The organism is Paenibacillus peoriae (assembly GCF_022531965.1).
GTDB lineage: Bacteria > Bacillota > Bacilli > Paenibacillales > Paenibacillaceae > Paenibacillus > Paenibacillus polymyxa_D.
The window spans coordinates 1,663,800-1,679,261 of record NZ_CP092831.1 but is presented as its reverse complement, the minus strand read 5'-3'; the positions used below and the strand labels follow the sequence as shown (position 1 = coordinate 1,679,261).

The 15,462-nt window shown below is 45.2% G+C and carries 15 protein-coding genes; 1 reads left to right on the top strand and 14 read right to left on the bottom strand.

What is annotated here, in order from left to right; translation table 11 throughout:
* Window positions 1-112 precede the first annotated feature (112 nt).
* From MLD56_RS07565 to ilvB, 6 genes are all read right to left on the bottom strand, one after another.
* Complete coding sequence (locus MLD56_RS07565; RefSeq protein ID WP_023987763.1) at window positions 113-652, bottom strand: peroxiredoxin; 540 nt, start codon at window positions 650-652, stop codon at window positions 113-115.
* Window positions 653-975: 323 nt separating this feature from the next.
* Window positions 976-2,052: a 3-isopropylmalate dehydrogenase gene (gene leuB / locus MLD56_RS07560; RefSeq protein ID WP_029516477.1), complete on the bottom strand. Its 1,077-nt coding sequence runs from the start codon at window positions 2,050-2,052 to the stop codon at window positions 976-978.
* A gap of 203 nt (window positions 2,053-2,255) precedes the next feature.
* Window positions 2,256-3,797, bottom strand: a complete 1,542-nt coding sequence (locus MLD56_RS07555; RefSeq protein WP_029516476.1) for a 2-isopropylmalate synthase — start codon at window positions 3,795-3,797, stop codon at window positions 2,256-2,258.
* Window positions 3,798-3,921: 124 nt separating this feature from the next.
* Complete coding sequence (gene ilvC / locus MLD56_RS07550) at window positions 3,922-4,914, bottom strand: ketol-acid reductoisomerase (RefSeq protein ID WP_013309387.1); 993 nt, start codon at window positions 4,912-4,914, stop codon at window positions 3,922-3,924.
* Between the two features lie 163 nt (window positions 4,915-5,077).
* A complete protein-coding gene (gene ilvN, locus MLD56_RS07545; RefSeq protein ID WP_023987760.1) occupies window positions 5,078-5,563 on the bottom strand; it encodes an acetolactate synthase small subunit in 486 nt (161 codons plus the stop codon).
* A 1-nt stretch (window position 5,564) separates the two neighbouring features.
* The gene (ilvB, locus tag MLD56_RS07540) at window positions 5,565-7,310 is read right to left on the bottom strand and encodes a biosynthetic-type acetolactate synthase large subunit (RefSeq protein ID WP_029516475.1); all 1,746 of its coding nucleotides are present in this window, start codon (window positions 7,308-7,310) and stop codon (window positions 5,565-5,567) included.
* 613 nt (window positions 7,311-7,923) lie between these two features.
* Between ilvB and MLD56_RS07535 the strand changes: the two genes are divergently transcribed.
* Window positions 7,924-8,364 carry a GNAT family N-acetyltransferase gene (locus MLD56_RS07535; protein ID WP_029516474.1) on the top strand — a complete coding sequence of 147 codons (441 nt, stop codon included), beginning with the start codon at window positions 7,924-7,926 and terminating at the stop codon, window positions 8,362-8,364.
* Window positions 8,365-8,398: 34 nt separating this feature from the next.
* Here the strand turns inward: MLD56_RS07535 and MLD56_RS07530 are convergent, their stop codons facing one another.
* The 8 genes from MLD56_RS07530 to infC all read right to left on the bottom strand — a co-directional run bounded on the left by MLD56_RS07530 (window position 8,399) and on the right by infC (window position 15,267).
* Window positions 8,399-8,746 (bottom strand): hypothetical protein, encoded by a 348-nt coding sequence (locus MLD56_RS07530; RefSeq protein WP_023987757.1) that lies wholly within the window; start codon window positions 8,744-8,746, stop codon window positions 8,399-8,401.
* A gap of 262 nt (window positions 8,747-9,008) precedes the next feature.
* The gene (locus tag MLD56_RS07525) at window positions 9,009-9,968 is read right to left on the bottom strand and encodes an ABC transporter permease (RefSeq protein ID WP_010349245.1); all 960 of its coding nucleotides are present in this window, start codon (window positions 9,966-9,968) and stop codon (window positions 9,009-9,011) included.
* 1 nt (window position 9,969) lies between these two features.
* The gene (locus tag MLD56_RS07520; protein ID WP_029516473.1) at window positions 9,970-11,049 is read right to left on the bottom strand and encodes an ABC transporter permease; all 1,080 of its coding nucleotides are present in this window, start codon (window positions 11,047-11,049) and stop codon (window positions 9,970-9,972) included.
* Complete coding sequence (locus MLD56_RS07515; RefSeq protein WP_029516472.1) at window positions 11,042-12,580, bottom strand: ABC transporter ATP-binding protein; 1,539 nt, start codon at window positions 12,578-12,580, stop codon at window positions 11,042-11,044. The genes MLD56_RS07520 and MLD56_RS07515 overlap by 8 nt, the downstream gene beginning before the upstream one ends.
* A 141-nt stretch (window positions 12,581-12,721) precedes the next feature.
* The gene (locus MLD56_RS07510) at window positions 12,722-13,759 is read right to left on the bottom strand and encodes a BMP family lipoprotein (RefSeq protein WP_029516471.1); all 1,038 of its coding nucleotides are present in this window, start codon (window positions 13,757-13,759) and stop codon (window positions 12,722-12,724) included.
* Between the two features lie 378 nt (window positions 13,760-14,137).
* Entirely contained in the window at window positions 14,138-14,497 is a 360-nt protein-coding gene (rplT, locus tag MLD56_RS07505) for a 50S ribosomal protein L20 (RefSeq protein WP_007429517.1), read from the bottom strand.
* Window positions 14,498-14,548: 51 nt separating this feature from the next.
* Window positions 14,549-14,749: a 50S ribosomal protein L35 gene (gene rpmI / locus MLD56_RS07500; RefSeq protein WP_013309379.1), complete on the bottom strand. Its 201-nt coding sequence runs from the start codon at window positions 14,747-14,749 to the stop codon at window positions 14,549-14,551.
* Window positions 14,750-14,769: 20 nt separating this feature from the next.
* On the bottom strand, window positions 14,770-15,267 hold the full coding sequence (gene infC / locus MLD56_RS07495; protein ID WP_010349250.1) for a translation initiation factor IF-3: 498 nt from the start codon (window positions 15,265-15,267) through the stop codon (window positions 14,770-14,772).
* Between the last annotated feature and the right edge of the window lie 195 nt (window positions 15,268-15,462).

The following is a 15,462-nucleotide window of genomic DNA, read 5'->3' as shown; positions in this document are numbered from 1 at the left end:
TGTCCTCACATTTTCCGCTGCACAGAGCAGGCAAGCAAGCCCCCAATAACGGTAGAGTAACCGCTAGTTGGGGGCTTGTTTGTTTAATTAATTTCAACTTGTGAAGCTTATATTACAGATTTTGATCGCCTGGTTTCCAGTTCATTGGGCACAAGCCACCGGATTGCAAAGCTTGCAGTACACGCAATGTTTCTTCTACACTGCGACCTACATCGTTGTGGTTAACCACTTGATATTTCAATTCGCCTTCTGGATCAATGATGAACAAGCCGCGCAATGCAACGCCTTCTTCTTCGATCAGAACGCCATAATCGCTTGCTGTTTTTTTCGTGATGTCAGAAGCCAATGGGAAGTTCAGTTTGCCTAGACCGTTGTTTTCTTTAGCTGTGTTGATCCATGCTTTGTGACTGTGCACGGAGTCTACACTGATACCCAGAATTTCAGTATCCAGCTCTTTGAATTGGTCAGCAGCATCGCTCAATGCTGTAATTTCCGTAGGGCACACAAAAGTGAAATCCAGTGGATAGAAGAAAAATACGAGCCACTTGCCACGGTAATCGGAAAGCTTCACCGAACCAAATTCTTGACCGTCTCCAGTCACTGTTTCCAATGCAAAATCAGGGGCGGGTCTTCCTACCAATCTTTCTGCCATAATATGAAATCCTCCTTTAAAATATGTAAGAAAAACACCACATGTGCTTTCCTCAATCATCTGTATTGTAATAAACAACAACTTACTTGATAAATGTTATCATTCGCTGAAATCAAAGTCAATATTGTAACCATTACTTTTTTATAATTATTTTAAACTAGCTTAAAAATTCATATTTTATTCACATTTTGAACCTTTGAATATACAAATAGCCCCTGATTGCTCAGGAGCTACTGTGCTAAACATTTGCCAAAAAGCCAGACTGTATAACCTTACTATATAATAGGAAGCTTTTTTTCAGAACGGGTGCATTTACGGAGCTTTTAGCGAATAGCTGCAGCGATCAGATCACCCATTTGAGTTGTCGAGATTGCTTGAGATTTATCCACCGCAATATCCGCCGTACGGTGCCCTGCATCCAGTACCTCAGCTACGGCTTTCTCAATGGCATCTGCTGCTTTCTCGTACCCGAAGGTAAGACGGAACATCAAAGCAACGGACAAAATCGTTGCAATGGGATTCGCCAGGCCTTGGCCTGCAATGTCAGGCGCAGAGCCATGTACCGGCTCGTATAGGCCGAAGCTGCCTTCTCCCAGTGATGCGGAGGAGAGCATGCCGATGGATCCAGTCAGCATAGCCGCTTCATCACTGAGAATGTCACCAAACATATTTTCCGTCACGATGACGTCGAAGCTAGATGGACGACGCAGCAATTGCATGGCGCAGTTATCAACCAATACATGCTCCAGCTCGACATCCGGGTAGTCTACAGCAACCCGGTTCACTACTTCACGCCATAAACGGGAAGTTTCCAGTACATTAGCCTTATCCACCGATGCAAGTTTTTTGCGACGTTTTTGTGCAATTTCGAAAGATTGGCGCACGATACGCTCTACTTCTGTTACATTATATGCGCAAGTATCAACTGCTTCCTCACCCTGAGGACTTTCTCGTCTGAACTTCTCGCCGAAATAAATGCCGCCCGTCAGTTCGCGCACCACGATCAGGTCCGTTCCTTCCAACACTTCCGGTTTCAATGTAGACGCGTCCTTGAGACAGTCAAAGACGACAGCAGGACGAAGATTCGAAAACAGACCGAGCTCTTTGCGAATGCCCAGCAGTCCGGTTTCAGGACGAAGTTCCTTTGGATTGTTGTCCCATTGTGGCCCTCCTACCGCTCCCAGCAGAACAGCATCTGCAGACTGACATACTGCCAGTGTTTCTTCCGGTAATGGTGTGCCCTTCTTATCAATGGCAATCCCGCCGAACAGCGCATGCTCCGTTTCAAATGAAAAGCCGAATACTTCTTCCGTACGTTTCAAAATTTTCTCTGCCTCTGCGACCACTTCAGGTCCAATTCCATCTCCCGCTATTACCGCAATTTTTTTAACGTCTGCCATCACGTACACTCCTCTTGTTATACAGCCATACAACCGTATTTTTCATACCTTCTTTGTAACATATATGGCAGGGCTTTGACCAAGATATAGAATCTATCAATTCAATAGGCACAGCCTATAAGCTGGTTTCTTCATCAGAAAAAAAGAAAACAGGACCGAAAAAACCCGATCCTGTAAACCCAACTCTTAAGTCTGCATAAAAACTAAGATTTATAATCTACGCGATTACTGTAGTTTTTACGCTTGTCGATTAAACCATTCAGCGCATCCACGTAAGCCCGAGCACTTGCTTCCAGAATATCGGTGCTTACCCCGCGTCCCTGTACAGACAGTTCGTTTTGCGTCAGCACTACATGGACTTCACCCAGAGCGTCCTTACCATGGGTAACAGACTTGATGGAGTAATCTGAAAGTACAACGCTCTCACCGCTGGCTTGATCAATCGCATTATAGATCGCATCGACTGAACCATTTCCTTCAGCTTCTGTCTCAATAACCTGATCTTCATCGTTAACCAGACGCACTTGTGCGGAAGGCGTAGCCTTATTCCCGTAGGTAACAAAAATCGTTTCCAGCTTGAAGACTTCAGGTGCATCAGCCAATTTTTCTTCCAGCAATGCCAAAATATCATCGTCCGAAACTTCCTTTTTCTTATCAGCCAAATCCTTGAACTGCCCAAAGGCGCGATTCAGATCTTCTTCGTTCAATTCGTAGCCCAACTCGATCAAACGCTCACGGAAAGCATGACGACCTGAGTGCTTACCAAGTACCAGCTTGCTTTCTTTCAGACCGATACTTTCTGGTGTCATGATTTCATAAGTCGTTTTCTCTTTCAGCATGCCGTCTTGATGAATACCTGATTCGTGCGCAAAAGCGTTGGCTCCAACAATTGCCTTGTTGCCCGGCACTACCATCCCCGTCAAACGGCTAACCAAACGGCTCGTGCGCGCAATTTCAGACAATTGAAGAGACGTTTTGGCCTGGAAAAATTCCTGTCTCGTCTCCAGTGCCATGGCGATTTCCTCAATGGCCGTGTTTCCAGCACGTTCACCGATACCGTTAATGGTTCCCTCGATCTGATCCGCGCCGTTCAGGATGGCAGCAAGTGTATTAGCAGTAGCCATTCCCAGGTCATTGTGGCAATGTGCACTCAATTGAATCTTCTCCACATCGACTACATTTTCCTTAATATGTTTGAATATATTTCCATACTCATAGGGTGTCAAGTAACCTACCGTATCTGGAATATTGACGACAGAAGCCCCTTCTTGTACAGCCATGGTGACCATTTCAACCACAAATTCAAGCTCTGTACGGCCTGCATCTTCCAAGGAAAACTCCACTTTAGGCAAATATTTCAACCCATAGCGTATGGCAGCACGAGCAGTTTCCAAAACCTGTGCCTTCTCCATCCGCAGCTTATGTTGACGGTGAATAGGAGAGGTTGCCAAAAAGATATGGATACACGGGTCCTGAGCTCCCTTGAGTGCCTCGCGAACTGCATCAATATCCTGTTCCCTTGCACGCGAAAGACCAATCACCGTCGAATTTTTTACAGCTTTTGCTACTGCATTAACAGCTGCCAGATCACCCGGAGAAGCAGCCGGGAACCCAGCCTCCATACGATCAATTCCCAGCTTCTCCAACTGATGAGCGATCTCCACTTTTTCACGAGTATTCAAGTTCACGCCAGGTGACTGTTCTCCGTCTCTCAACGTTGTGTCAAATATATATATTTTGCGCAACCTAACGCACCTCCTCAGGATTAGGACCCTTAAATTACAATGCGGCTCACGCAATAAGCAGGGCCGCATTGTAATTAATATTTATAAATAATGCATGTAGTCGAATTCATAGTACAAAAGATTATTACTTTTTGATCCAATGCATCATTTCACGCAATTGTCCGCCCACCACTTCAATCGGATGGTTAGCTTCATTACGACGAGTAGCCGTCAGGAATGCACGTCCAGATTGATTTTCAAGGATGAAGTCACGAGCAAATTTACCTTGTTGAATGTCAGTCAACACATCCTTCATGGCTTTCTTCGTATCTTCCGTTACCACACGTGGTCCAGTTACATAATCGCCATATTCCGCTGTATTACTGATGGAATCACGCATCGTTGCCAATCCACCTTCATACATCAAGTCAACGATCAGCTTAAGCTCATGCAAACATTCAAAGTATGCCATCTCAGGAGCATAACCTGCTTCAGTCAATGTTTCAAAGCCCGCTTTTACAAGTGCGCTCACGCCGCCACACAATACCGCCTGCTCACCGAACAGATCCGTCTCCGTTTCTTCACGGAAGGAGGTTTCAATTACGCCCGCACGTGTACAGCCAATGCCTTTTGCGTAAGCAAGTCCGATTTCTTTGGCCTGACCCGTTGCGTCCTGCTCAATTGCGATCAGCCCCGGTACTCCAAACCCTTCTACATAAGTACGACGTACCATATGTCCTGGGGATTTTGGAGCAACCAGCAATACATCGCTATCTTTAGGAGCTACGATTTGTCCAAAATGAACGTTAAAACCATGGGAGAACAAAAGAGCTGCGCCTTTTTTCAGGTTAGGTTCAATTTCATTTTTGTACACAGAAGCTTGAGTTTCATCAGGTAACAAAATTTGAACCACATCTGCACGGCTTGTTGCATCAGCTACGTTCAGAACTTCAAAACCGTCGTTTCTTGCGACATCAGCCGATTTGCCTTCACGCAAACCAATAACAACATTCACACCACTGTCACGCAAGTTTTGTGCTTGAGCATGCCCTTGGCTACCGTAACCGATAACGGCCACTGTCTTTCCTTTCAATACGCTGAGTTCTGCATCTTTTTCGTAGTACGTTGTAACTGCCATGGTTAATTTCCTCCTTTTAATTGGACCCTTCATAATGAGCGGGTACTCCAAGAGACTTTCCCTCGTGATTAGCATCTAAAAATCTCTTCGAGTCCCCGCTCTTATGCGGGCGGTTCTTTATTGATGTAATGCGCTATAAGCGGTAATTCGTTAAAGCTCCATATTAAGCATTGCCACGTATCATAGCTGTAACCCCGGTTCGAGTCAACTCCCGAATACCGTAAGGCTTCAACAACTCGATCATGGCATCAATTTTTTCTGTATCGCCAATGACCTGTACAATCAAACTCGTCGTTCCAACATCAATTACAGCTGCTCTGAATGTTTCTACCACGCCCATAATCTCTGGCCGTTGAGGCGGTTCTGCCTTTACCTTTATCATCGCCAATTCCCGGGCTACCATTGGTTTGGAACTGAGATCGATGACCTTGATCACATCAACCAGCTTGTAAAGCTGCTTTTCAATCTGCTCTAGGTTGTTCTCATCCCCTACAGTCACAATGACCATACGGGATAATCCAACTTCTTCCGATTGTCCCACAGTTATGCTCTCAATGTTAAAGCCGCGGCGACCGAACAGGCCGGACACACGTTGCAAAACGCCGGGTTGATCATTTACCAGTACAGCAATGGTATTTTTTGTTGTCATTTTACTCGTCCCCCATCAGCATTTGATCAATTGTCGAACCTTGCGTCACCATTGGATATACGTTCTCTTCCTTGCTGACTACAAACTCGACAACGACCGGTCCGGGTGTATCAAGCGCCTCCTGCCAAGCCCGACGTGCCTCTTCCTTATTCGTAGCACGCAGCCCTTTGACACCGTATGCTTCGGCAAGTTTCACAAAATCCGGACTTCCCGCCAGGTCAATGTGACTATACCGATTGTTATAGATCAATTCCTGCCATTGGCGAACCATTCCAAGCACCTGGTTGTTGATAATTACGATTTTAACCGGAATGTTATTGATTGCACAGATGGCTAATTCCTGCGAACACATCTGCATACCGCCGTCCCCGTTAATCGATATTACCAATCTGTCGGGATTGGCCATTTGAGCACCGATTGCAGAAGGGAAACCAAATCCCATCGTACCGAGTCCACCAGAGGTGACCCATGAGCGTGGCTGATTGAATTTGTAATACTGCGCTGCCCACATTTGATGCTGTCCCACGTCTGTCGTTACGATTGCACCACCCTTGGTCGTTTCATCCAACAACTCAACAACCCATTGTGGTTTAAGCACCGTTTCAGAATCCTTATAAGAATAAGGTTTCTCATTCTTCCAATGCTGAATTTGCGCTCTCCATGCATCTGCCAGGTCCGCACGTTTCACATCCTGATTCAGCAATTCCAGCACTGCCTTCACGTCACCCACGATAGGAATATCCGCTGCAACATTTTTTCCGATTTCAGCAGGGTCGATATCAATGTGGACGATTTTAGCTTGAGGAGCAAACCCATCCAACTTGCCTGTTACCCGATCATCGAAGCGGGCTCCGATACAGATCAACAGATCAGACTGTTGAATCGCCTGATTGGAGGTGTATGTTCCATGCATCCCCGGCATCCCCGTCCACAGTTCATGTCCACTTGGGAAACCACCCAATCCGAGCAATGTTGTCGTGATAGGAATTTCCGTTTTACGAACAAACTCGTAAAGTGCTTCATGTCCACCGGAGTATACAACTCCTCCACCTGCCAGAATGAATGGACGTTCTGCTTCGGAAATAGCTTGAGTTAGCTTGTCTAGTTGAATTTTGTTGGGCAACACTTTCGGGTTATAACCCCGCATGGTCACAGGTTCCGTTTGTGGGACAAACAACGTCTGGGCTGCAGAAATATCCTTCGGAATATCAATCAGTACCGGTCCCTTGCGCCCTGTGTTGGCAATATGAAATGCCTCATGGATGATTCGCGGTAGATCCTCTACATCTCTTACCAGATAGCTATGTTTCGTAATCGGCATTGTAATTCCCGTAATATCGGCTTCCTGGAAAGCATCCGTACCGATCAGGGAAGATACAACGTTACCCGTGATGACCACCAACGGCACCGAATCCATAAAAGCCGTCGCAATACCAGTTACCAGGTTTGTCGCTCCAGGTCCGGAAGTCGCAATACAGACGCCCACTTTACCGCTCGCCCGTGCATAACCATCTGCCGCATGAATAGCTCCTTGTTCGTGACGAGTGAGGACATGCTTGAAATCCTTAAAGCCATACATGGCATCATAGATATATAACACTGCACCACCAGGATATCCGAAGACACAATCTACTCCCTCCAGCAACAGGCTACGGAGTAAAATTTCCGAACCTGTAATCACTTCAGGCTTCATCCACTTTTCACGTAATTCATTGGTTGACCTAACTTCAGGAATTTGTGCACTCATTGGTCATCCTCCTTTACAAAATTTACATACATCTGACATTTGTAAAAACAAAAAAACCTTTCATCCCTAGAACAGACTTGCTGTTACTGAGGGACGAAAGGCTGTAGCTTCCGTGGTACCACCCGTGTTTGCCCGATATTTCGCAATATCGAACCTTGGCAGGTACAGAAATCACAAAGGATCTCCATATCTGGCGTCTGTAACGTAGACCGTACGATTTTCCCTAATAGGTGATTCAGCGCACCGTTAATGTCATCGGGCCCAAATACTTTTCAGGAAAACAGCTCCAAGGTGAGCTCGTTAAAAAGGGATTTTGGTGAAGCTTGCAGCTAATGCCTCACTCTCTGAACAAAAGAGCCCTAATCACTTCGTCCTCTTCATTGCCGTTGAGTTCATGTCATTCTTTCAAATGTTTAGACACATTATATGTCTCCCATCTGGGATAGTCAATACCCATATTTCATAAAAATTTATGTTTCTTTTCTGAAGCACCTCCGAGTCGCACGCTTGTAAGAGGTACCCGCATATTATAAAAAAGACCACACGGTGAGACAGTACACTCCTCCAAAGCCACGTCTTATCTTGTTAAAAGGGTAGAAAAGGAGGCCCGTTTATGATTCGAAAACGCAGCTCTCAAGATGACAACATCATCTTTCGTCTAATCGAGCAAGAGCTTGTCCCCCTATCACATTTAAGTGCCCAGGAAATGGAACAAATACGCAAAGAATTACCCCGGCGCTTAAACCGGGGCATCACTTTTGTAGCTTGCAGACCGGATAATGCACAGGTTGTTGGCTTCATTCATGTTATGCTGCATGGCGAACTATTATACATTGATTTGATCGCAATCTCTTCGGCTCATCAAGGTATGCGATACGGAAAAAAACTGCTTGAGCATGCCGAACACTACGGACGACTGCGTCGCTGCAAGCGGGCTAAAGTGATGGTGGATGAAGACAATATCAGGGGGATCCACTTTTATCTGCGTCATCAATATCAAATGCTGCGATACGTAGCTTTGAGCCGATGCCACGAACTCGAAAAGTTACTGTAAAAAGTATCTTTTTCGGGTTCAGGATTTTGTATGACTAAAATAAATTAGGGTAATACGGATATCCTACCCCGGGGTATCCCCCGTCTGTATACGGGCCTGGTTGCGGACCATATCCTGGTCCTCCATAGCCCGGACCGTAGCCACCATATCCCCCACCATAGGCACCAATGTATGGAGCTGTGCCGATGGCAAGCAAGTCAAACAGCACCAGAGGAATAATTGCCTTCGTGTTCACTTTTTTCTTGCGGTTTGGTTGAAGAACCAGTCGGTTACCCGAAATGCGAATCAGCTTGCCGCTGACCTGGGAACCATCCTTGCGAGTAGCAAAGATGACTTTGCCGACAAGCTTCTCCACCTGCTTTCTGGTTACTGCCTGTTTCATCGTATTTCCTCCTTCTTCTCAACGGATGGACAGATTGAACGGCTCCTTGATAGCTCATCACCACCACAAAATAGACCGGAGCTGACAGGGGCCGAGCGTCCCGTCCAATCTGCATAGCACAGTCTATTCCATTCATGCCAGTAGCGTATGTTTAAATGCCTGCACAATATAAAAAAAATCTGATACCTGCATATGCAGATACCAGATTTTTTATACACCCATGTACATTTTGCAAAACATACAGCATCAGTTGTTTGTAAGTTTAACGCTTGCTTGGATCATAAAGTTGACCCAAAGCGGCCGGAGCGCGTGAACGTCCGACAGCCGCTACCAGTACAATAATCGTCAGGAGATACGGCAACATAAAAATAATTTCCTGGGGAATACTTTGTGACCATGCGAACAGCTGCACATAGTTGCGAATGGCTTGTGAAAAACCAAAAAACACTGCTGCGCCAAAAGCACCGAGCGGATTCCATTTACCGAAAATCATAGCGGCAATAGCAATATATCCCTGCCCCGAAACTGTATTGTGTGAGAACATGTTGGTTGTAGTCAGAGTGATTGTAGCTCCACCAATCCCAGCCAACGCCCCACTAATCATCACACCAATATAACGAAGACGATTTACTTTAATTCCCACGGTATCGGCCGCTCCTGGATGCTCCCCAACGGAACGCAAACGCAAGCCAAACGGTGTTTTATACAAAGTAAAATAGCCAATAATAACTAATAGAATGGCTAAATATGTTGTTGGGTAGGCTTGGAAAAAGGCTTTTCCTGCAATCGGGATATCCACAAGGTAAGGGATGGATATTTCGTTGAAACCCTGAATCCGACCGGTGTCACCATCACCCTCAAATAAAAGCTTGACCATATACAGTGTACTGCCCGCTGCCAGAAAGTTAATAACTATACCACTTATTACCTGATCAGCTTTAAAAGTAATAGAGGCTACAGCATGAATTAGCGAAACCAGAATACCGAACACCGCAGCTGACAACACACCTACCCAAGCCGCAGAGGTGCCTCCTAATCCAGCTTGCTCGGCATAAAATCCGCCAACACCCGCTGCGAACGCTCCAAATACCATAAGTCCTTCCAACCCAAGGTTCGTCACACCGGATTTTTCTGAAAAAACTCCGCCGAGAGACGCAAAAATAATCGCCGTCGCAAAAACGAGCGTTGTATGGATTAATTCACCAAGTGTTAACCAACTCATTTTACAACACCTTCTCTTTCTTCCGCTTGGAGTAGAGCGGCCTCACAACCCAACGTACAATACCTTGGGCCGCAATGAAGAAAATAATCGAGCCAATGACAACCCGGATAATTTCGGGCGGTACATCTGCGCTAAAGCTCATCCCCGCAGAACCATACGTAAGCGTTCCGAACAAAACAGAACCAAGCAGCACACCAAATGGGTTATTCATCCCAATCAGAGCTACAGCGATACCGTCAAAACCCGTTCCCGGTGATCCTGCCATGACAGATTGATAATGGAATACTCCCAGCACTTCAAAGGCGCCTGCCAATCCGGCAAAAACTCCACTAATGAACATCGCTTTTATAATATTACGATTTACATTCATACCTGCATAACGGGATGCATCCTGATTAAATCCGACAGCCCGCAGCTCATAGCCCTGCTTTGTTTTCCACATGAAAATGTAGAAAAAGACTGCTGCCAGCACAGCAATAACCGTACCCCAATGTACCCGAGCATTCCCCATCATCTGGGACAGCCATTCGATGGAAATTGAAGCAGAAGGCTGAATATCCACAGAACGATTCTCACCTTCCATAAGTGCGAACTGATTGATCACCAAATTAGCCAAATACAGGCCGATCCAGTTCATCATAATACATGTAATAACTTCATTCACGCCTCGTTTGGCCTTCAAATAGCCAGCAATCGCAGCCCACAGACCTCCGAAAACTGCACCTGCAATCACAGCCAAAGGTGCATGAATGATAGCTGGCAACCCATGGAGTTTAATGCCCACAATCGAAGCAGCTGTCATACCTACCAGAAACTGACCTTCGCCGCCGATGTTAAACAATCCGGCGCGGGCCGCAAAAGCAAATGCCAACCCCGTCAAAATCAGCGGAGTCATCTCGCGGATAGCCTCTCCAAAGTTATAAGAATCTCCGTATACACGGCTAAACAAAGCAGAATAGGCCACAATAGGGTCATACCCGCCAATCAGCATCACGATAGCACCCAGAAGGAGACCCAAAATAATAGAGACCAGCGCCAGTACAAAGGAGTCTTTTGTGAATATTTTCAATAGATTAGCCATTCTCTACTCCTTTCTTCACTGCACTTCCTGCCATCATCAGTCCCAGTTCCTGGTCATTCGTTTCTTCTGGCAGCACTTCCCCGACAATCTTGCCCTCATAGATGACAGCAATTCGGTCGGATACATTCATAATCTCGTCCAGTTCAAAAGATATGAGCAACACAGCTTTACCTTGGTCCCTCTGCGCAATCAGTTGTTTCTGGACAAATTCAATAGCTCCAACATCCAGACCGCGTGTAGGCTGTGCTGCAATGAGAAGGTCCGGATTTTTATCAATTTCACGTGCAATGATAGCCTTCTGCTGGTTCCCACCAGATAATGCTCTTGCCTTCGTGTGAATATCCGGTGTTCTAACATCAAACTTTTCGATGAGACTTTTAGCCTGTTTCTCTATAGCATCTTTGTTCAAGAAGCCATTTTTACTGTAAGGCGCCTGGTAATACGTCTCCAGCACCATATTTTCACTCATAGAAAAATCCAGCACCAACCCATGCTTATGACGGTCCTCTGGTATATGTGAAACGCCTGCCTCTGAAATTTTGCGTGGTGACTGATTGGCCACCTCTTGTCCGAGCAAACGAATGCTCCCGCCATCCACCTTGCGTAAGCCTGTCAAAGCTTCGATCAGCTCACTCTGTCCATTACCATCTACTCCGGCAATCCCCAAAATCTCGCCCGCCTTGACCTGCAGGTTCAACTCATTTAGAACATGAATACCATCCTTGTTTTTAGAAATTACATTGTTCATTTCCAATACCGTTTGTCCTGGTTGCGCAAGCTGCTTGTCCACTTTAAAGGACACACGACGGCCCACCATTTTCTCAGCCAGCTCATTTGGTGTTGTTTCAGACGTCTTGACCGTATCAATAACCTGACCTCGGCGAATGATCGTAACGGTATCTGCAATTTGCATGATTTCTTTAAGTTTATGAGTAATAAGAATAATTGATTTGCCTTCAGCCACCAAACGTTTCATAATATCCAGCAACTCAGTGATCTCCTGTGGTGTCAGTACAGCTGTAGGCTCATCGAAAATCAGAATATCTGCACCGCGATAAAGCGTTTTAATAATTTCTACACGTTGCTGCATACCCACAGATATATCCTCAATTTTGGCATTCGGATTCACCTGAAGGCCGTACTGCTCAGACAACCGCTGTACTTCTGCGGCAGCCTTTTTATAATTGATTTTCAGACCCTTACGTGGCTCCGAGCCCAGGACAATATTTTCGGTAACGGTAAACGGCTGTACGAGTTTAAAATGCTGATGCACCATGCCAATCCCCAGATCAATCGCCTTATTTGGACTATCAATCTGTACAGGTTTACCTCCGATTTCAATGGTCCCTTCATCCGGCTGATACAGTCCGAAAAGAATATTCATAAGCGTAGATTTACCCGCGCCATTCTCACCCAAAAGGGCATGAATTTCTCCCTTATGCAGCTTGATGCTGATGGAGTCGTTGGCAACGATGCCGGGGAATCGTTTTGTAATTTGCTTTAACTCAACGACGGGGGTCGCTGCATCCATGAGATCACCCTTATACACTTTATAGTATGTGCTCCAATGAGCTGATTTTGCCCGTTATAATCCATATAACTCCAGACGTAAGAACAAGGCTAGTCTTATGAACCAGCCTTGTCGCCACCTCTATATTCTTCAAGCCAAAACTTATTTCGAAGGAACTGTAATTTCGCCCTTAATAATTTTTTGCTTGTATTGTTCTACAATATCAAGCACGTCTTTAGGTACGTTTTTCGTTGATGTGTCTGCCAAACCAATGCCATTATCCTTCAGAGCCAGTGTTTCGACACCGCCCTTAAATTTACCGTCAATTACTTCTTTAGATACGCGTTTTACAGCTTCATCTACACGTTTTACCATCGAAGTCAATGTTACGTCGTCACCAAATTCAAGCGATTGGTCTTTATCCACACCAATAACCCATACTTGCTGACCTTGTTGCTTACGTGCGAGTGCTTCGTTAAATACACCTGTACCAGATCCGCCAGCTGCATGGAAAATAATATCTGCACCGCTGTTATAGATCGTCGCAGCCGCTGCTTTACCCAGATCCGGCTTATCAAATGCACCTGTGTAGTTAACTTCCAATTTTGCATTTGGATTTACAGCTTTAATTCCTGCTTCGAATCCTTTTTCAAAACGTTTGATCAACGGGCTATCTTGTCCACCCACAAAACCAATTTTGTTTGTTTTAGTAAGCTTACCAGCTACAACCCCCACCAAGAAGGAACCTTCATTTTCAGCAAAAACAACCGATTTTACGTTAGGCGCATCCACGACACTGTCAATGATCGCCAAATTCTTGCTCGGGTTGTCTTTCGCTACTTGTCCAATCGCATTCGCCAGATTAAAACCGATTCCCCAAGTCAGGTTAAAATCACCCTTAACAAATTGGTTCAGGTTAGGAATATAATCTTGATCGGATTTACTTTGCAGGTATTTAACTTTAACGCCTGATTCTTTCTCAGTGGCTTGTAGTGCCTCCCAAGCAGATTGGTTAAACGATTTGTCGTTTACTCCACCCACATCTGTAACCATGCCGATTTGGACATTCGATGTTTTGGCAGAACCACCTGTGTCTCCACCATTTGCGTTGGACGAACCTTGATTTTTGTTACCGCAGCCTGCGAGAATGACCGAGATCGCCAGCAGCATAACCAAAGACATACTGAACATTTTCTTCATGCTGATACTGTTCCCCCTTAGTGTTAGATCCCTGGACTGTCTCTTTTCTTTGAACATGTACATGCTCATGCATGTCATTTACTGACGAGACAGATCGTACAGAAGACTTACTTTAGAGATTATACAATTATGATCGGCTAAAATCTAGACAATTAATAACCTTGGGTCAATTTTTTTTAAAACTTCAACAATGTAAGCGCTACAATCTTAAAAAAAACATACATTCTTCCATCCTACGTCATATTTATTCGTATTTTGGAGAAAACAAAGTCTTTTCCGTACCATTGAGTATGTACAAAAAAAGGCATCCCTACACAGCGTACTGCTTGGGATACCTCTTTACCACTTTCGTGGTTTCCACGCCTTCATTATGAATAATTAAGCGTTGATTTTGCCTTTAGCAACAGTTGCCAAAGAGTTGAATGCATTAATATCATTGACTGCAAGATCAGCCAAGATTTTGCGGTTAATGTCCACACCAGCCAATTTCAGGCCGTGCATCAATTTGCTGTAAGACAAACCGTTCAAACGAGCTGCTGCGTTGATACGCACGATCCACAGTCTGCGGAAGTTACGTTTCGTCTGACGACGGTCACGGTATGCGTAAACAAGCGATTTCATTACCTGCTCGTTAGCTGTTTTAAAAATGCGGTGTTTGGAACCAAAATAACCTTTAGCAAGCTTCAATACTTTTTTATGACGACGACGAACGACGAATCCGCCCTTTACTCTTGCCATATCAAATGACCTCCCAAATAATGTTTATACTTCATTCATTGCCGTGCTGTGCTATTTCAGGTTAGCAAGACCTTGTTTCAGACGCTTAACGTCCCCAGGTGCCATCTCAGGGTTAGTACCCAGAACGCGTTTTGCACGTTTGGATTTGTGGGAAAGCAAGTGGTTTTTGTAAGCTTTGTAACGCATTACTTTACCAGTACCGGTAATTTTGAAGCGGCCTTTAAGGCTGCTATGTGTTTTCATTTTAGGCATTGAACTTCCTCCTTAATTTGTCATTGACTCTTTGGAGCCAATATCATAATCATGCTGCGTCCTTCGAGCTTGGGTTGGCGCTCCACGGTACAAAGATCAGCAACTTCCAATTTCACACGTTCGAGAATTTTTTGACCCACGTTAGCATGAGTAATTTCACGACCGCGGAAACGAACGGAGCATTTCACCTTGTCCCCTTCATTCAGGAACTTCACCACATTGCGAAACTTGGTTTGGTAGTCATGTTCCTCGATGTTGGAACGGAACCATACCTCTTTGATGTCAACGATCTTCTGGTTTTTACGGGCTTCCTTTTCTTTCTTCTGTTGCTCATAGCGGAATTTTCCGTAATCCATAATCCGACACACGGGCGGCTTCGCTTGAGGCGCCACGTTCACGAGATCCAAGTTTGCGTCAATCGCCATTTGCAAAGCTTCACGCGTCGGTTTAATCCCGATTTGTTCACCGTTCGCACCAACTAGACGTACTTCTCTCACTCGAATCTCATCATTGATCATATGTTCCTTACTAATAACCCTCCACCTCCAGAACCTGTTATTGTTGTATTGTGTTTAAGCACAAAAAAGGGATGACGACTACACAGCCGACATCCCTGTCTGATACTCAATTCATCATGAAAGTTCAATTCACAAATCATTGGATCATGACCAGCCGGCAATACCGGGCAGGTGAGAAGTCGGACCTTCTACTTG